The organism is Mesorhizobium sp. M0296, from assembly GCF_040321675.1.
In the GTDB taxonomy this organism is placed as follows: domain Bacteria; phylum Pseudomonadota; class Alphaproteobacteria; order Rhizobiales; family Rhizobiaceae; genus Mesorhizobium.
The window spans coordinates 275,419-293,032 of record NZ_JAMYRZ010000001.1 but is presented as its reverse complement, the minus strand read 5'-3'; the positions used below and the strand labels follow the sequence as shown (position 1 = coordinate 293,032).

Annotated in this window: 17 protein-coding genes; 8 read left to right on the top strand and 9 right to left on the bottom strand. The window is 63.9% G+C overall.

Going from position 1 to position 17,614, the window contains the following annotated elements; genetic code table 11:
* The first annotated feature begins 85 nt into the window (after window positions 1–85).
* Both NKI97_RS01435 and olsB read left to right on the top strand, forming a co-directional pair.
* Window positions 86–2,374 carry a PAS domain-containing hybrid sensor histidine kinase/response regulator gene (locus NKI97_RS01435; RefSeq protein WP_352832317.1) on the top strand — a complete coding sequence of 763 codons (2,289 nt, stop codon included), beginning with the start codon at window positions 86–88 and terminating at the stop codon, window positions 2,372–2,374.
* A gap of 149 nt (window positions 2,375–2,523) precedes the next feature.
* Window positions 2,524–3,399: a l-ornithine N(alpha)-acyltransferase gene (olsB, locus tag NKI97_RS01430; protein WP_023675251.1), complete on the top strand. Its 876-nt coding sequence runs from the start codon at window positions 2,524–2,526 to the stop codon at window positions 3,397–3,399.
* Window positions 3,400–3,408: 9 nt separating this feature from the next.
* Here olsB and NKI97_RS01425 read toward each other — a convergent pair whose 3' ends face one another.
* Entirely contained in the window at window positions 3,409–4,041 is a 633-nt protein-coding gene (locus tag NKI97_RS01425) for a trimeric intracellular cation channel family protein (RefSeq protein ID WP_352448334.1), read from the bottom strand.
* Between the two features lie 75 nt (window positions 4,042–4,116).
* Between NKI97_RS01425 and NKI97_RS01420 the strand changes: the two genes are divergently transcribed.
* Entirely contained in the window at window positions 4,117–4,767 is a 651-nt protein-coding gene (locus NKI97_RS01420; protein WP_352448335.1) for a TetR/AcrR family transcriptional regulator, read from the top strand.
* Window positions 4,768–4,820: 53 nt separating this feature from the next.
* A complete protein-coding gene (locus NKI97_RS01415) occupies window positions 4,821–5,600 on the top strand; it encodes a cupin domain-containing protein (RefSeq protein WP_352832315.1) in 780 nt (259 codons plus the stop codon).
* Between the two features lie 123 nt (window positions 5,601–5,723).
* Here the strand turns inward: NKI97_RS01415 and grpE are convergent, their stop codons facing one another.
* Window positions 5,724–6,359: a nucleotide exchange factor GrpE gene (gene grpE / locus NKI97_RS01410; protein WP_023675250.1), complete on the bottom strand. Its 636-nt coding sequence runs from the start codon at window positions 6,357–6,359 to the stop codon at window positions 5,724–5,726.
* Between the two features lie 236 nt (window positions 6,360–6,595).
* Between grpE and NKI97_RS01405 the strand changes: the two genes are divergently transcribed.
* Together NKI97_RS01405 and NKI97_RS01400 are read left to right on the top strand one after the other, a co-directional pair.
* Window positions 6,596–6,799 (top strand): hypothetical protein, encoded by a 204-nt coding sequence (locus tag NKI97_RS01405; protein ID WP_352588355.1) that lies wholly within the window; start codon window positions 6,596–6,598, stop codon window positions 6,797–6,799.
* Window positions 6,800–6,926: 127 nt separating this feature from the next.
* Window positions 6,927–7,949, top strand: coding sequence for a fatty acid desaturase (locus tag NKI97_RS01400; protein ID WP_352832312.1), 1,023 nt, complete (start codon window positions 6,927–6,929; stop codon window positions 7,947–7,949).
* A 147-nt stretch (window positions 7,950–8,096) separates the two neighbouring features.
* Here the strand turns inward: NKI97_RS01400 and NKI97_RS01395 are convergent, their stop codons facing one another.
* From NKI97_RS01395 to cysG, 6 genes are all read right to left on the bottom strand, one after another.
* Entirely contained in the window at window positions 8,097–8,717 is a 621-nt protein-coding gene (locus NKI97_RS01395; RefSeq protein ID WP_352703057.1) for a DJ-1/PfpI family protein, read from the bottom strand.
* A gap of 135 nt (window positions 8,718–8,852) precedes the next feature.
* On the bottom strand, window positions 8,853–9,389 hold the full coding sequence (locus NKI97_RS01390) for a DUF934 domain-containing protein (protein ID WP_352568237.1): 537 nt from the start codon (window positions 9,387–9,389) through the stop codon (window positions 8,853–8,855).
* Between the two features lie 203 nt (window positions 9,390–9,592).
* Window positions 9,593–10,357 (bottom strand): phosphoadenylyl-sulfate reductase, encoded by a 765-nt coding sequence (locus NKI97_RS01385; RefSeq protein WP_352448339.1) that lies wholly within the window; start codon window positions 10,355–10,357, stop codon window positions 9,593–9,595.
* Window positions 10,332–12,002 carry a nitrite/sulfite reductase gene (locus NKI97_RS01380; protein WP_352448340.1) on the bottom strand — a complete coding sequence of 557 codons (1,671 nt, stop codon included), beginning with the start codon at window positions 12,000–12,002 and terminating at the stop codon, window positions 10,332–10,334. Before NKI97_RS01380 ends, NKI97_RS01385 begins: the two co-directional genes overlap by 26 nt.
* A 49-nt stretch (window positions 12,003–12,051) precedes the next feature.
* Window positions 12,052–12,354 (bottom strand): DUF2849 domain-containing protein, encoded by a 303-nt coding sequence (locus tag NKI97_RS01375; protein ID WP_352448341.1) that lies wholly within the window; start codon window positions 12,352–12,354, stop codon window positions 12,052–12,054.
* Window positions 12,351–13,802 (bottom strand): siroheme synthase CysG, encoded by a 1,452-nt coding sequence (gene cysG / locus NKI97_RS01370; protein WP_352832309.1) that lies wholly within the window; start codon window positions 13,800–13,802, stop codon window positions 12,351–12,353. The genes NKI97_RS01375 and cysG overlap by 4 nt, the downstream gene beginning before the upstream one ends.
* 440 nt (window positions 13,803–14,242) lie before the next feature.
* Here cysG and NKI97_RS01365 point away from each other — a divergent pair, with 440 nt between their 5' ends.
* Window positions 14,243–14,692 carry a baeRF12 domain-containing protein gene (locus NKI97_RS01365; protein ID WP_352448343.1) on the top strand — a complete coding sequence of 150 codons (450 nt, stop codon included), beginning with the start codon at window positions 14,243–14,245 and terminating at the stop codon, window positions 14,690–14,692.
* 226 nt (window positions 14,693–14,918) lie between these two features.
* Window positions 14,919–16,691, top strand: coding sequence for a cation:proton antiporter domain-containing protein (locus tag NKI97_RS01360; RefSeq protein ID WP_352832307.1), 1,773 nt, complete (start codon window positions 14,919–14,921; stop codon window positions 16,689–16,691).
* 113 nt (window positions 16,692–16,804) lie between these two features.
* Here the strand turns inward: NKI97_RS01360 and NKI97_RS01355 are convergent, their stop codons facing one another.
* Window positions 16,805–17,557 (bottom strand): SDR family NAD(P)-dependent oxidoreductase, encoded by a 753-nt coding sequence (locus NKI97_RS01355; protein ID WP_352832304.1) that lies wholly within the window; start codon window positions 17,555–17,557, stop codon window positions 16,805–16,807.
* Window positions 17,558–17,614 lie beyond the last annotated feature (57 nt).

Here is a 17,614-nt window from a genome sequence, read left to right as displayed (position 1 = left end):
CCCAAGGGATAAAAAAGAGCGCGACCGCTAAAATTCGAGCGATCAACCACAACCTTCGATAAGCTCTGTCTGGCAGGATTTCCGTATGATTGCGGAACCCGGCATCAGAGAGGCGGAACCAGCCGAACGGGCCGACGGGACGGCCCCCGCGGCGCCAGGACGGCAGCTTGTCGCCGCGCCACCGCTGGCGCCGGAACTGCCGGCCTCCAACCGCGAAGGCCTGCCCTTCCTGACGCTCGTCGCCATCGTCGTGCTGGCAGGCTTTTCGCATCTGACCGGGGCGCCGGTCTTCATCACCATCGGCCTTTTGGCGACAGCCATCGCCGGGCTCGCCATGCATCTGCGCAACAGGCGCACCGAGCGCCGCGCGGTGGCCCTGCTCGATGCCACGACCGCCCGCAGCCGCGCCGAAATCGAGACGCTGGCCGACCGCATGTGGGAGATGCAGGAGAGCGAGGAGCGCTTTCGCGGGCTGATCGATGCACTCGGCGATCTCGTCGTCCATCGTGACCGCGACGGCCACATTGTCTACGCCAACAAGGTTTTCGCCGACCTTGTCGAAACCGACCAGCGCGACCTTGCCGGCAAGACCCTGGCCGAACTAGGCATCGATGTCGGCATCGTCCCCGACGCCGCGTTTTCCGACCATGAATGCCTGAGTTCCACCGACGTCGCCATTCGCACGCCGGACGGCCCACGCTGGTTCTCTTGGATCGAGCTGTCGGTGCGCGACAAGGACAGCGGCGCCGTTTCGCATCGCGCCATCGCCCGCGACATCACCGCTCGCAAGCGCGCCGAATCCTCGCTGATCACCGCCCGCGAGCGGGCCGAATATGCGAGCCAGGCCAAATCGCGCTTCCTCGCCACCGTCAGCCACGAGATCCGCACGCCGATGAACGGCATCATGGGCATGGCCCGGCTTCTCGCCGACACCAGCCTTTCGCCCGAGCAGCGGACCTATGTCGGCGCCATCTCGACCTCGGCCGGCGCGCTGCTGGCGCTGATCGAGGACCTGCTCGACTACTCCAAGATCGAGGCCGGCCGCTTCGATCCCGAACCGCAGCCGATGTCGGTGCGCGAGATCGCCGACAATGTCATCGAGCTTTTGGCGGCGCGGGCTTTTGCCAAGGATATTGGCCTCGGCTGTCATGTCGAACCCGACGTGCCGCAGCTGATCACCGCCGACCCCGGCAGGGTCAGGCAGGTGCTGCTCAATCTCATCGGCAACGCCGTCAAGTTCACCGACAGCGGCGGCGTCCTGGCAAGCATCGCTCGCGTCCGCACCAAAACCACCGACCGCATCCGCTTCACCATCACCGACACCGGCCCCGGTCTGCGCGAGCAGGACATGGAGCGCATATTCGAGGACTTCGAACAGGCTGACGGCACCTCGACCCGTGCGCATGGCGGTGCCGGCCTCGGTCTCGCCATTTCCAAGCGCCTGGTGACCGCCATGGGCGGCACTATCTCTGTGTCGAGCCGGCTTGGCCAGGGGTCCGAATTCGTCTTCGAGATTCCCGCTATTTCCGCCGTCGAGGCGCCGCAGATCCGCCAGGACGCGCTGTCGGGCCGGCATGCGGTGATCGTGTCAAAGAACCTGGTCGAGGCCGAAGCCCTCGCCCGCACCATTCGCGCCAATGGCGGCACGGTCGATCTGGCCACCGCCGCCGCCCAGGCCACCCCTTTCGCCGAGAGCTGCGACGTGCTGCTGATCGATGCTGCCATGGAGCAAAGCGACGGCAGGCTGCTCAGGCGCCTGCGCCAGAGCGGATTTGCCGATTGCGAAGCAGTGACGCTGATCGCACCGACCGACCGTGGCATGCTTGGCGAGTTCCGTGCCAATGGTTACGCCACCTTCCTTGCGAGGCCGGTGCGCGGCGAGACATTGCTGCGCGTGCTTTTGACCAGCCACGCGCCGGTCATCGCCGAGCCGCAACTGCAAAGGCGCGGCGCGCAGGCGGGGCACGCCATTGGCGCCCGCCAGCAGGGCCTGTCGGTGCTGATCGCCGAGGACAACGACATCAACGCCATGCTGGCCCGCGCCACGCTGCTGAAGGCCGGGCATCGCGTGAAAGTGGTCGGCAACGGCAAGGCCGCCGTCGAGGCGGTCATCAGCACCGGCCACAAGCACCGTTACGACGTGGTGCTGATGGACTTGCATATGCCTGTCATGGACGGCCTGGACGCCATCGCCGCCATCCGCCGGCATGAGGAGGAGACCGCGGTGCCGCCGGTGCCGATCATGGTGCTGTCGGCCGACAGCCAGGAAAAGACCCGCCACGCCGTGCTCGCTCACGGTGCCAGCGGCTTCGTCACCAAGCCGCTCGACCCCGATGCCCTGGTTCATGCGGTCGAAGGGCAAGCGGCCGCCTGAGGCACAACATAGACGGTTGATAGATTACCCAGCCGACGAAGTATTGCCCGCAGAGCCGTATCACGGTACTGTCACAATCCTGTTGCACCTACACCGTATCCCCGTGCCAAGAGGGATGGCTCGAAGGAGAATCACTCGTGCATACAGTCATGCCGGAATGTGATGCTCGGCCGAACGCCAGCGGGCCTTTGCTCGTCGGCCGGAACGCCGATGCCGTCATAAAAGGCGCATCGCTCGGCCGCATCGGCAATCTCGAAGTGCGGCTCGCCCGCAACGAGGCCGAGATCGCTGCCGCGCAGGAAGTGCGCTACCGGGTGTTCTACGACGAGCTTGGTGCCAGGAAGGACCTGTTCCAGATGCAGGACCGCCGCGATGCCGATCGCTTCGATCCCCTCTGCGATCATCTGCTGGTCTTCGATACTTCGCTTTCCGGCCCCGAGCATCGCCGCATCGTCGGCACCTACCGCCTGCTGCGGCAGGAGATTGCCGCGGCCGCCGGCGGCTTCTATTCCGAAGGTGAATTCGAGCTGACCAAGCTGATCGCGCGGCATCCCGGCCAGCGCTTCCTCGAGCTCGGCCGCTCCTGCGTTCTGCCGGAATACCGCTCGAAACGCACCATCGAGGCGCTGTGGCAAGGCATCTGGGCCTACATCAACCATTACGGCATCGGCGTGATGACCGGCTGCGCGTCGTTCCACGGCACCGTGCCGGCGGCACATGCGGAGGCGCTGACCTATCTTGCCCACCACTGCCGGACGAATTCATCCTGGGACGTGCGCGCCGTCGCCGGGCGCTATTGTTCCATGGATCTGATGCCGATCGAGGCCGTCAATACCAAGGCGGCGATCGCCGCGATGCCGCCGCTGGTCAAGGGCTATCTGCGCGTCGGCGCGCGCATCGGCGACGGCTGCGTCATCGACCGTGAATTCTCGACGGTCGACGTGTTCGTGGTGATGCCGGTCAAGGAGATCGGCGCCCGCTACGTCAATTATTATGGCGGAGAAGCGCAGCGGTTTGCGGCCTGACACCTTAAATCAGGGAATATCTTCCGGACGCCGGCCAGGCTTGCTTTTGTAGGACGGAAAGGCCCAGCCGAATTTCAGCGCGCCGCCGCGTACGCAGAAAGCCGCCATGAAACCTGCCAGGCCCGACGCAAGCGGCGGCAGTCCGGCGAAATCGCCAAGTGTGTAGAGGCCGGCGCCGGCAAGCGCTGCGGTAACGTAGATCTCCGGTCGCAGGAGCACCGAAGGCTCGCCTGTCAATAGATCGCGCAGAATGCCGCCAAGGGTTGCGGTGAGCATGCCGGTGACGATCGAAACTGCAGGTGACCCGGTGATCGTCAGCCCCTTGGCCGCGCCCATCACCGAAAATGCGGCAAGACCTATGGCGTCGAGCCAGAGCAGCAATTTGTAGCGGGACTCCAAACGATGTGCGCTGAAGAAGACGACGACCGCCACCGCTGCACAGATTAGCACATAGTCGCGGTTTCCCACCCAGAACACGGGCACGTTGAGGATGACGTCGCGAAACGTTCCGCCCCCGATGCCGGCAACGCTAGCCAGAAACAGGTAACCGATAATGTCGAGCTGTTTGCGCGAGGCGGCCAGCGCACCGGTCGCCGCGAAGACGGCGACGCCGGCATAGTCGAGAAGCTCGATCGGGTTCATGGGGTGAATAATGAAATAGCGAGTGGGGAATAGCGAGTGGCTCCTGCGAATCTGGATTGACTCCAGATAAATTAAATGATTGAATTGTTCATTCAATTATTTAAGTGGACGTCTATGTCCCCTCGCCGCTACAGCATGGGTTCCCGGACTGCCGCCTTCGCCAAGACGAGGCAGCGCATTCTCGACGCGACAATCAAGCTGCACACCCAGAACGGCATCTTTGGCACGACTTGGAAGGACATCGCTACGGAAGCCGATGTCGCCGTTGGCACCGTCTACAAGCATTTTCCTACTCTGGATGACCTGGTGCCGGCGTGCGGCGAAGTGCTGATGGAGCGTCTGCGTCCTCCGTCGCCCGAATCGGTGACTGAGATAATCGGCGGGGCGACGCACCCTAAAGAACGGTTGCGCCGGGTCGCCAACGAGCTGTTCGCCTTCTACCACCGTGGCGGACGGCATCTCGAAAGCGACCTGCGCGAGCGCGAGCTTCCAGCCATGCGGGAATGGGAGGAATACCTGCGACACATGGTGGCCGGATTCGTGCGCGAGGCCCTGGCCAACGACGGTCCCGGCGATGATGTCGTGCAGGCAATCAGCTTTCTATTCGACTTTCCGACGTTCAACGCGATGCGGATACGCGGCATGACGGTGGACCTCGCAGTCGAAACGGCAACAGAAATGGCGCTCTGCTGGCTCAAAGGCCAAGGCCGAACGAGCACGTCTTGAGCGAACAGAATGCGGGAGGCGAAACAAAGGTCAGGTAGCAAAGGGAGGAAGTCATGGACACGAATGTCGTTGAAATCACCGAATTTGCATTGAAGCCCGGATTCACCGAGCAGATGTTCCTGCAGACCAGAGATGAAGTGAATGACGAGGTGCGGAAGCTCAAGGGTTTCATCAATCGTCGCCTCCTTAAATCCGAGGGAGGCTGGACGGAGATACTCGAATGGGCGGACATTGACAGCGCCAAGTCGGCTGGCGAGGTCTGGTCCACCCTGCCCGGCATCAAAAACTATTGCTCGATGGTGAATTCCGCCTCGATCAAGGTCGGCTACCATTCTGTGGCGGCTGTGGTTAGCGGCGGAGCTGGCAGGAGCATTCCCCACGCCTTTTGCAGTCACGCCTTGGATGGAGAGGCGCGCTGGTGGCTTGGCTCGCTGGCGGTGATCAAGGCGACAGCAGCCCAGACGGCGGGCCAGTTCACGCTGGTTGAAGTCCTCGAGAGCGAAGGTGAGGCGCCGCTGCACGTCCATCATCGCGAGGACGAGTCATTCCTGGTGATGGAAGGCGAGATCGAGTTCGAGATCGGCGGTAAGGCGATTATGGCTGGACCCGGTTCGTTTCTCTTTGGGCCACGCGATGTGCCGCACCGCTATACGGTCAAGCGTGGGCCGGCCCGGATGCTGTTCCTCTTCACGCCCGGTGGGTTCGAGGAGCTTTTAGAAGCGACCAGTGTGCCTGCCGGAGACAGGCGCATCCCTCCGGACGGCGAAGGAATGCCGGACATGAAGACATTCCCCGACGTGGTCCGCCACTATGGGTGTGAACTGCTGGGCTGAGGGCAGGAAAGCCCTGCACGGCGACCTGTTTGATCGCCCCCTGAACTCGGACAGGTTGGGGGGCGGTCGATCATCCCTCACGCTTTGGTGGCGGTTGCTGCCGAACGGTGCACTATTCCCAGTTCACGCATCCTTCTCAGCCTGCTCGTTGACCGGCCCCGGCTCCACCGGCGCTTCGCTTGCCACATGCTTGGGGCCGCCCTTGGCGACGCCGACCATGGCCGGCCGCAGAACACGCTCGCCGATCGAATAGCCGGGCTGTACGACCTGCACGACCGTATTTGCCGGTACGTCGGGATTGGGCACCTCGAACATGGCCTGGTGGAAATTCGGATCGAATTTCTCGCCCTCGGGCTCGAGCTTCTTCACGCCGTGCCGCTCCAGCGCCGACAGCATGGCGCGCTCGGTGATCTCGACGCCGTCGATCAGCGCCTTGAAGCCGGCATCGCCCGAAGCCTTGGCCTCCTCCGGGATGGCATCCAGCGCACGGCGCAGATTGTCCGACACCGAAAGCATGTCGCGGGCAAAATTGGCAACCGCATAGGCGCGCGCGTCGTGGACGTCGCGGGCAGTGCGGCGGCGCAAATTCTCCATGTCGGCCGCGACGCGCAGTGCGCGATCCTTCAGCTCTTCGTTTTCCTTCAGAAGCCGGACAAGCGCTTCATAGTCGCCGTCGACGCCACCTTCCCTTGGCTCCGCGGCAGCCTCGGTCTTCTCGGCTTCATCGGGCGCGCGTTCGTCTTTTGCCTGGTCGCTCATCGCCGTTTCCCGTCATTTTCGAATGGTGTGGATTTGCGCCCGATATCGAGGTTTAGCGGCCAAAAATCAAGGGGCAAGCGATACTGCAGCCGCTGTCGCCGCTTGATGGCGGACGGCGCAGACCTCTCGATTTTAATTCAAACTTTACCGTACCCGACGGCTTTGCTTGCCGGGACACTACAATGCGGGAACCATTCCTCCCTTGGAAGAGTTTCGAAGCCGACACAGGATTTTGGATGATGCCCCGCAGGAATGGCGAAAAACGCGACGGGCTCGCCGGCGATATCCGGCGCCAGCTCGGCACCGAGGCGACCAAGCGCTTTCTGCGCACCTTGCCGGCCTTCCGCACGGAGTCCGATATTCCCGACCGTCTGAAGGAATTGCTCGACCGCCTGGACGGCGTCGAAGCCAAGGTGGTCGCAGGCGGGCGCCGTCGGTAGGCGCCGTTGCCGGCGACGCGCCCGGCGACTGCGGCCACCAATTCCTCGCCATCGCGCGACATTTACCCGCAGTAACTTTGCGTGATCGCCGCCTTGCGGCAGCGCCCTGCTCCGCCTATGTTTCATAATGAACATGATTTCCCCCGAAGCTGTGGCAAACAGCAAGCGCGCCTGGTTGAAAATCCTGTCGCGCTATAAAAAGCCCGACAGGCGTCGCAGCGCCGTCGAACTCGCCATCACCCTCATTCCTTTCGCCACGCTGTGGGGATTGTCCTCGGCCGCTTATGCCTATGGCCATTGGTGGGGTCTGGTCCTCATCCTTCCGGCCGCCGGCTTTCTGGTGCGGATCTTCATGATCCAGCACGATTGCGGCCACGGCTCCTTTTTTGCCAATCGCTATGCCGACGACTGGATCGGCCGCGTCCTTGGCGTGCTGACGCTGACGCCCTACGATTGCTGGCGCCGCGCCCACGCAACCCATCACGCCAGCGCAGGCAACCTCGACGAGCGCGGCACCGGCGACATCAAGACACTGACCGTCGCTGAATATCGGCAACTGTCATGGCGAGGCCGGCTCGCCTATCGCCTTTATCGCCATCCGCTGGTGATGTTCGGCCTTGGCCCGATATGGATCTTCATTTTCGAGCAGAGACTGCCCTTGGGCATGATGCGGGGCGGTTTCACCCCCTGGGTGTCGTCGATGTCGACCAACCTCGCCATCGCGGTCATCGCCGCGCTGCTCATCTGGTTCGTTGGCCCCGGCGCGTTTCTGGTCGTGCATTTGCCGATCGTCATCCTCGCCGGATCGGCCGGCATCTGGCTGTTTTATGTCCAGCATCAGTTCGAAGAGACGGAGTGGACAAAGGACTCCGAGTGGGAATTCCAGCACGCTGCCCTGCACGGTTCGTCCTATTACGACCTGCCGCCGGTGCTGAACTGGATCACCGGCAATATCGGCGTCCACCACGTGCACCACCTCTCGGCCAAGGTGCCATGCTACCGGCTTCCGGAAGTGCTGAGGGACTATCCGGAGCTGCGTGAGATCGGCCGCGTCACACTCCTCGACAGCCTGCGCTGCGTCAAGCTGGCGCTGTGGGACGAGAGCCGCAGCAAGCTGGTATCGTTCCGCGAAGCGCGGATGGCCGTGTAGACGCACCGCCGCACCTAAAGCGCGTCGCGCTCGACCGGCCTCATGCGACGCGCTTTAGGTTCTTGTTTATGCATGCCGTTATGGCAAAACCGCTGAACACTTTTGCGCGACATGCGTTAGGGGTGCGGCGGGCTCCACATTCCGAGCTTAAGCCGCCTGGCGCTGGTCGCGCATCAGGATCTCGCCTTGGCGGATCTCGGTGCCCAGCACTTTCAGGCATTCGCGCATGAACGCGGCAAGGCCCGGCCAGCCCTTGGCCGACACCAGATTGCCGTCGACATGGGCGCCGGTCGGCGTAACATCGATATAGATGCCGCCGGCCAGCGTGACTTCCGGCTCGCAATATTGCAGCGCCGCGACTTCGCGGCCGCGCACCACGCCGTCGACCGCGATCAGGATCTGCACGCCGTGGCAGATGGTGAAGATCGGTTTTCCCGTCTCATGGAAATGCCGCACCAGCGCCTGCACGCGCTTGTCGATGCGGATATATTCCGGCCCGCGCCCGCCCGCCGCGTAGACGGCATCGTAGTCGGCCGGATTGACCTCGGAAAACGTCTTGTTGAGGATGTAGTCGTGGCCGAGCTTTTCCGTATAGGTCTGGTGGCCCTCGAAGTCGTGCAGCGAGGTCTTCAGGATATCGCCGGCCTTCTTGTCGGGGCAAACGACATGGACGGTGTGGCCCACCGCATGCATGGCCTGTTCAAAGACGAAAATCTCGTACTCCTCGCTGAACTCGCCAACGAGCATCAATATCTTCTTGCCAGCCATACCCGGTTCCTCCCTTGTGGCCACATTTATTCGGATCGCGAAATAATGGGCCTATCCTAAGGCGGAGAGGCGCAAAATAAAAGGTTGAATCGGGAATGTGGTCCGACCAGAAGGCTTCTGGCCCTCTGGAGCGGATCAGCCGGCGCGCACCCGCCGCCAGGAATATTTCGGGCCTTTGGCCTCCGGCTTCACCGCCGGCTGATAGAACAGCGGCAGTCCGCCTGTGCGGCCTTGCTCGAGCCGCTTCAGCAGCACCGGGTGCGATATCTCGAATTCATCGAAGCCGACGCGCAGCATATGCGGCAGCTGATCGATCAGCACCTGCCCGGTGGCGCGCATAGCGCCTGCAAAATGATAACGGCTGCGCAGCAATTCGCCCTTGGAGAACGAGCGGCCGTCATTGAACGCCGGAAACGCCAGCGCCACCAGCGACAGCTGATCGAGCAGGCCTGCGATCTTTTCGAGCTGATCGCCGGGCTGCAGCAGCACACCGATGCGCTCCTTCGCCGACCGCCGCACCTCCGGATCGAGGCCGAGAAACGCTTGCAACGGCAGGATGAAACGGCCATTGCCGACCAGCGCCTCGGCACTTTCGGCATGAACCCACTCGTCCTCGCGGAACCCATCCGGTGTCCACAGCCGCATGGCGTTTTCGGCTATCAAATCGCTCATCAAGAAAATTCCCAAGTCCAAAGATTCTAAAGTGCACCTCAGGGTGCGTTGAGATTCAGGTCAGGCCGAGCCGGAACCGAAGGCGGGCGCGAAGCGACCAAACTGCGTGGCTTCCGAGAACCGGAGCGGAGCGTACTTTGGGTACGTGAGCGCCGGAAGCGCAGGAAGCCGCCGTTTGCAGGCCGGCTGAATATCAACATATCCTAAAGCGAGGCGTCGGTCAGCGACCTTTCCAGCCCCGACAAGTGGATGCCGCATTCGGTCTTGGCGTGCCCGGCCCAGCGGCCGCTGCGCGCATCGTCGCCCGGTTGCACCGGCTGCGTGCATGGGAAACAGCCGATCGACAGATAGCCATAGGCGACCAGCGGGTTCTCACGCAGCGCATGCGCGCGCATGTAGCCGGCCTGGTCCGATGTCGTCCAGTGCGCCAGCGGATTGATGCGGATGCGCGAGCCGACCGCCTCGAACACCGGCAGCGCTGCCCGGGTCGCCGCCTGGAAGCGCTTGCGGCCGGTGAACCAGGCGCGGAACGGCTCGACGCCGCGCGCCAGCGGCTCGACCTTGCGGACGTCGCAGCAGGCGTCGGTGTCGGTCTCGTTCAGATTGCCGGTCGGGTCGATCCTTGCCAGCGCCGCATCGTCGGGCCTGATCACCCGGATATCGCTCAGCCCGAAATCGGCGGCCAGCGCGTCACGATAGCCGAGCGTCTCCTCGAAATGCTTGCCGGTGTCGAGAAAGATCACCGGCAGCGTCCGGTCGATCTCGGCGATCATGTGCAGCAGCACCGCCGAATCCGCGCCGAAGGACGAGACGGCGGCGATTTCGCCGTGAAAGAACTCCCGGGTCGACCGCTCGATGATCTCCAGCGGCTTCAGATGGCCGTAGAGCGCGTCGAGACCCGCTGCTTGGGCGGCGATGCCGGCCTCGACGTCGACGATACGGTCAAGCGGCCTTGGCTTCGCCAGCATAGAGCGCCTCCTTGAACGGCGCGGGACCGACTCGGCGGTAGGCGTCGATGAATCTTTCGTTTCTGTCCAGCCGAAGCCCGAGATAGGTCTCGACGATCTGCTCGATGGCATCGGTGATCTCTTCCGAACTGAAGCCGCGGCCGATGATCTCGCCGACCGAGGTGTTCTCGTCGGCCGAGCCGCCGAGCGTCACCTGGTAGAGCTCGGCGCCTTTCTTCTCGACCCCGAGGATGCCGATATGGCCGACATGGTGATGGCCGCAGGCATTGATGCAGCCGGAAATCTTCAGCTTCAATTCGCCGATGTCGCGCTGGCGCTCCAGCGAAGCAAAGCGCCGCGAGATTTCCTGCGCCACGGGAATGGAACGCGCCGTTGCCAGCGCGCAATAGTCGAGGCCGGGGCAGGAGATGATGTCGCTGATCAGGTTGGAATTGGCCGTCGCCAGCCCGATATCGACAAGCGCGTCATAGACCGCCTTGAGGTCGGCACGCGCCACATGCGGCAGGATCAGGTTCTGCTCGTGGCTGACGCGCAACTCGTCGAATGAATATTTTTCGGCAATGTCGGCGACCGCTTCCATCTGGCTGTCGGAGGCATCGCCGGGCGTCTCGCCGATGCCCTTGAGCGAGATGGTCACCGCCGCGTAGTCGGGATGGCGATGGGTGACCACATTCTGGTCCAGCCATTCGGAAAAGCTCTTGGAGTCGAGGCGGGCAAGCTTGACCGCCTCATCGCCTTCCGGCCGGTCGACAAGCGCCGGCGGCGCGAAATAGGCGTCGATGGCGCGGATGTCTTCTTCCGGCAGCCTCAGCTCGGCGTCCTTCAACTCCTGCCATTCGGCCTCGACCTGGCGGGTGATCTCCTCGACGCCGGTCTCATGGACCAGGATCTTGATGCGCGCCTTGAACTTGTTGTCGCGACGGCCGTAGAGGTTGTAAACGCGCAGGATCGCCGTGCAATAGGACAACAGATCCGCTTCGGGCAGGAAATCGCGGATCTTCTTGGCGACCATCGGCGTGCGGCCCTGGCCGCCGCCGACATAGACGGCGAAACCGAGCTCGCCAGCGGCGTTCTTCTTCAGATGCAGGCCGATGTCGTGCGTCTGGATGGCGGCGCGGTCGCGCTCGGCGCCGGTCACCGCGATCTTGAATTTTCGCGGCAGGAACGAGAACTCCGGATGCACCGAGGACCATTGCCGCAGGATTTCGGCATAGGGGCGCGGATCGGCAACCTCGTCGGCGGCGGCGCCGGCGAAGTGGTCGGCAGTGACGTTGCGGATGCAGTTGCCGCTGGTCTGGATGGCGTGCATCTCGACGCTTGCCAGATCGGCCAGGATCGCCGGGATGTCCGACAGCGCCGGCCAGTTGAACTGGATATTCTGGCGCGTCGTGAAATGGCCGTAACCCTTGTCGTATTTGCGGGCGATGTGGCCAAGCATGCGCAGCTGCTTGCTGTTCAGCGTGCCGTAGGGCACCGCGATGCGCAGCATATAGGCATGCAGTTGCAGATAGACGCCGTTCATCAGCCGCAGCGGCCGGAACTGGTCCTCGGTGATCTCGCCGGCAAGCCGCCGCGCGACCTGGTCGCTGAACTCGGCGACGCGGGCCTTGACGAAATCGTGGTCGAACTCATCGTAACGGTACATATTCAGGTCTTTCCGAGCGCGTCCGCCCGTTTCATCAGTGTGTGGTCGTTTACGCCGCGCGGGCTTGCGGACGGGCCTGCTTGCCCAGGTCGTTGCGGGTGGTCGGGCCGGCGGCACGGATCTTTTCACGCAGCCGGACCGCTTCGACCGTGCCGTTGGCCACGGTCACGTCGATCAGGTTGACGTCGACCACTTCGTTGTTGGCGGAGGCCTTGGCGCCGATCGCCTCCAGCCGGTCCTCGGCCGCCTTGTCATGGGCGATGTCGGCATGGTCGATGGTCTCGGCCCAGCCGCCATTGGCGTACCAGACGGCTATGCCGTCGGCGAGGCGGTTCGCGGTCAGGACCTTCATTGGTTCACTCCTTGCGCGGCAGCACGGGCCACGCTTTCCTGCCTGTGTGCCGCCAGCGGCTCGGACCGTTCGAAGTTGGCGCCGGCGACCGCGTCGCCGATGATGGTCATCACCGGGCCGCTGAGGTCGGCACGCGCCTCCAGCGACGGCAGGTCGGCGAGCGTGCCGTGGAAACGGCGGCGGTTGGCAAGGCTGGCATTCTCGACCACGGCGACGGCCGTATCCGGCGACAGGCCGGCTTCGATCAGCCGGCCGGCGACCTCGGCGGCGACCGAGCGCCCCATATAGACGGCGACCGTCGCGCCGGAAATAGCGAGCTTTGCCCAATCTGGCAGCGAATTTCCCTTGAGGTCATGGCCGGTGGTGAACACCATCGACGACGACACGCCGCGCAGCGTCAGCGGCAGTTCGAAATCGGCGGCGGCGGCGAAGGCTGCGGTGACGCCCGGAACCACTTCGTAGGCGACGCCGGCATCGCGAAGTGCCGCCATCTCCTCGCCGGCCCGGCCGAACACCAGCGGGTCGCCGGACTTCAGCCGCACGACGCGCTTGCCGGCGTGGCCAAGCTCGACCAGCAGCGCATTGATCTCGGCCTGGCTCTTGGAATGGCAGCCCTTGCGCTTGCCGACCGGCAGGCGCTCGGCATCGCGGCGGCCCATGGCGACGATCGCCTCCGGCACCAGCGCGTCATGGACGATCACGTCGGCTTCCATCAGCAGGCGATGGGCGCGCAGCGTCAAAAGGTCCTCGGCGCCTGGACCGGCGCCTACAAGCGCGATATGGCCCGATGCCGGTTCTTTCGAAAGCAGCAGGCCGACGGCCGCATCATGCGCCTGCGAAAGCTCGCCGGCCTCGACAGCGCGGGCCGGCGCGCCGCCAAAGAAATCGCTCCAGAAGCGGCGGCGGGCATTGCCCTTCGGCAGCAGTCTTTCGGCGATGTCGCGAAACGATGCGGCGAGCGCTGCGAGCGGACCGAGCGAGGGCGACAGCATGCGGTCGATGCGGCTGCGCAGCATCTGCGCCAGCACCGGGCCGGCACCTTCCGTGCCGATGGCAATGGCGACCGGCGCGCGGTTGACCAGTGCCGGCGTGAAGAAATCGCATAGCTCCGGCCGGTCGACGGCATTGACCGGAATGCCCAGCCGGCGCGCATCCCCGGCAACGCGGCGATCGAGCGCCTCGTCGCCGCTGGCGGCAAACACCATCACCGCACCATTGAGATGTGCTGCATCATAGGCGTCGGCGATGTGGGCGGCCCCCGTCTCGGCGATAAAGGCCAGCAGCTCCGGGCTTGTTTCATCGCTGACGATGCGCAGCACAGCGCTCGACTGCGCGAGCAGCCGCGCCTTGGCCAGCGCCTCCTCGCCGCCGCCGACGATGGCTACGGCTTCGCCCTCGACCCGCATGAAGACGGGAAAGGCATTGAGCTTGGGCGTGGCTTGCGGCATGACGAGCGGAATCCTGGAACCGTTTGCCAGTTCTACGCGGGGGCGCGAAAAACCAGAAGGCACCCACTCGCGCATCGCTTCGTAGCAGGCAATCTCTTTTCTGCAAGCATGAAGGCCAAGAGAAAAATATTCCACATTCGAATGCGGAGCGGATTGAAGCTGCTGTTGCGGCCGTTGGTCCGTTGCCTTTCTAGCGGCTGGCAGAGCCGACCACAAAACAGATTTTTCTAAATTCTATCAATTTAGTAGATTAAGCCGCCGGATGCTGACCGAGCCATCAAAGGCAGCCCGGCGCTCTCGCCGGCCCTTGTCGGAATACCGGGTCCGAGTGCCGGAACATTCCCGCCTCGGCACGCGTTTGCTCTATGGACCCAGGCCCGGTCACACCCCTGCGGCAAAGGCTTGGCGATGGGTTCGAAAAATCAAAAAAGGAGCGCCCCATGAGCAACGTCAGACTGAAACGCGGACTGTGGATCGTGGTGGCAGATGGCGAAAAGGCGTTGTTCCTCGAGAACCGTGGAGACGTCCAATATCCCGACCTTCAGGTCGTGCACGAGATGGAGCAGGAAAATCCGGCAACCCGAGAACAAGGCACGGACCGCCCCGGCCGCTACAGCGACGGCCCTTCCGTCCACCGCAGTGCGGTCGAGGACACCGACTGGCACCGTCTCGGCAAGGAGCGTTTTGCCGAAGAGATTGCCGACAGGCTCTACAAGCTCGCGCACCGCGGCAGCTTCAAGGAGATCGTGCTGATCGCGCCGCCGCCGGTGCTGGGCGACATGCGCAGGAAGCTGCACAAGGAGGTCACCGACAAGATAACGGCAGAAATTCCAAAGACGCTGACCAACCACAGCATACCCGATATCGAGAGCCTGCTGCAGGCGACCTGATCGGCATCGGCGGCGTGCAACTTTCGTTTCCGTAGCAAGCGCCTGCTTGGAGCAGGCCGCGCCGGGTGGCAACGCTTGCCGGCTCTCCGTCTTTTGCTGCTTTGTCATCGATTTCATGAGGAATGCGGGGTTGTCTCGCGACTATCGCAGCCTCCATACTGCCACGGCGGCGGCTTTTGGACGGCGCATGTCCGACATCGCGATTCCTGAAGGCGCTCCATAGACAATGCCGCATGACACGCCCCTTATCGCCACCATCGTCGCCGGTCTGGGGCTGGCTTTCGTCTTCGGCGCACTTGCCAACCGTTTTCGCGTGCCGCCGCTGGTAGGCTATCTCATCGCCGGCGTTCTGGTTGGACCGAACACGCCGGGTTTCGTCGCCGATGCCGGCCTCGCCAATGAACTTGCCGAGATCGGCGTCATCCTGCTGATGTTCGGCGTCGGCCTGCATTTCTCGCTGAAGGACCTGTTGTCGGTCCGCGCCATCGCCGTGCCCGGCGCCATTGTGCAGATCGGCTTCGCGACAGCCCTCGGCGCCGGCCTTGCCTGGATGCTCGGCTGGTCGATCGGTGCGGGACTGGTCTTTGGCCTGGCGCTTTCCGTGGCCTCGACCGTGGTGCTGTTGCGCGCCCTGCAGGAGCGGCGGCTGATCGAGACCGAGCGCGGCCGCATCGCCGTCGGGTGGCTGATCGTCGAGGATCTGGCGATGGTGCTGGCGCTGGTGCTTTTGCCGGCGTTGGCCGGCGTGCTCGGCGGCCAAGAGCAGGTGGAGGTGCACTCCAGCGGTCTGCTGTCGCTGCCAGCGAGCTACGGCGTCTGGGGCGTCGTCGCCGTCACACTGGCCAAGGTCGCGGCCTTTGTCGTGGTCATGCTGGTGGTCGGCCGCCGGCTTATCCCCTGGATCCTGCACTACGTCGCCCATACCGGATCGCGCGAACTGTTCCGGTTGGCGGTGCTTGCGATTGCGCTTGGCGTCGCCTTCGGCGCGGCCAAGCTGTTCGGCGTGTCGCTGGCTCTCGGCGCTTTCTTCGCCGGCATGATCATGAGCGAATCCGAGCTCAGCCACCGGGCGGCCGAGGAATCGCTGCCGCTGCGCGACGCCTTTTCCGTGCTGTTCTTCGTTTCGGTCGGCATGCTGTTCGACCCGTTCAGCGTGATCAGCAATGGCTGGCCGATCCTGGCGACGCTGGCCATCATCGTTGTCGGCAAGTCGCTGGCAGCCTTCGTCATTGTCGTCGTCTTCCGCTATCCGGTCGCAACCGCATTGATGATTTCGGCAAGCCTAGCTCAGATCGGCGAATTCTCGTTCATCCTGGCTGAACTCGGCGTCGGGCTGAAACTGCTGCCCGAACAAGGCCGCGACCTCATCCTCGCCGGCGCCATCCTGTCGATCGTCCTCAATCCGCTAATGTTTCTTGCCGTCGACCGGATGAAACCCTGGCTGGAAGCACGCGCCGGCAGGACGGCGCCGTCCGGCGAAGCAAGGCCGATCGGCCCGGCGACCGAGCCCGGCCAGGTGGCCTCGGTCGCGGCGCCTGCTAACGAGGATGGCCCGCCGCCCAGGACCAGGCTGACCGGCCACACCATCCTGATCGGCTACGGCCGCGTCGGCAGTCTCGTCGGCACGGCGCTGAAGCAGGCCGCCCTGCCCTTCCTCGTCATCGAGGATGCCGACAAGACGTTGGCGAAGCTCAAGGCCGAAGGCGTCGAAACCGTGACCGGCAACGCGGCGAGTGGCGACGTGTTCGCCGCATCCAATCCCGAGGGCGCAAAGCGGCTGATCCTGGCCATTCCCAACGCCTTCGAGGCCGGGCAGGTCGTGCTGCGCGCCCGCGCCGCCAATCCGACAATCGAAATCATCGCCCGCGCCCATTCCGATGCCGAGGTCGAGCACCTCAAAAACCTTGGTGCCGACACCGTCATCATGGGCGAACGCGAGATCGCCCGCGGCATCGTCGAGGAGGTTTTGGCAGCGCCGAAAGCGGCCCCGGCAGCCTAAGCCTGCGCTGCCCGCCAGCGTTGCGGTCAAGCCCCTTCTCCCCGTTCTTCACGGGGAGAAGGTCCCGACAGGGGGATGAGGGGCAGCGCCGACGATTGATAAAACTCAGCCGCTCAAACGTGTTGGCCGCCATTGATGTGTATTTCCGAGCCGGTCACGTAGGACGCCTGCTGCGAGCACAGGAAGAAGATGATGTCGGCGACTTCTGCCGTGGTGCCCAATCTTCTCAGCGGGATGGTCTCGACGATTTTTTCCGTGCCCGGCGACAGGATCGCGGTGTCGATCTCGCCCGGCGCAATGGCGTTGACGCGAATGCCGTGCGGGCCGAAATCATGCGCCATCTCGCGCGTCAGCGAGCCGAGTGCCGCCTTCGACGTCGCATAGGCGGTGCCGGCGAAAGGATGCACGCGGGTGCCGGCGATCGAGGTGACGTTGACGATCGAGCCCTTGGCCGACGCCAGTTCCTTGAACAGTCCGCGCGCCAGCATGATCGGCGCGAAGAAATTCACCTGGAAGACATCGCGCCAGACATGCATCGGCGTGTCGATAGAGTTCATGCGGCTGTTGCCGTCGTTGAGCTTCGGCGAGATGCCGGCATTGTTGACCAGCGCATGCAGCTGCCCGCCATGCGCCTCCAGCCGGTGGCGGATCTCGGAGATGGCGATGCCGACATCCTCCTGGTCGGCGAGGTCGACCTTGATATGGTCTTCCGGGCCGGCCGGCCACGGGCAGTCCTCGGCAAAGGCCTGGCGCGAGCAGGTGATGACGCGCCAGCCTTCGCGTGAAAAGCGCTTGACCGTGGCATGGCCGATGCCACGGCTGGCGCCGGTCAGCACAATGGTCTTTCTGGTGTCGGTCTCTGCCATTCGCGGTCTCCAAACGGGAGATGTAGCGGAACGCGGCAGCGGTGGCGAGGGGGCCTG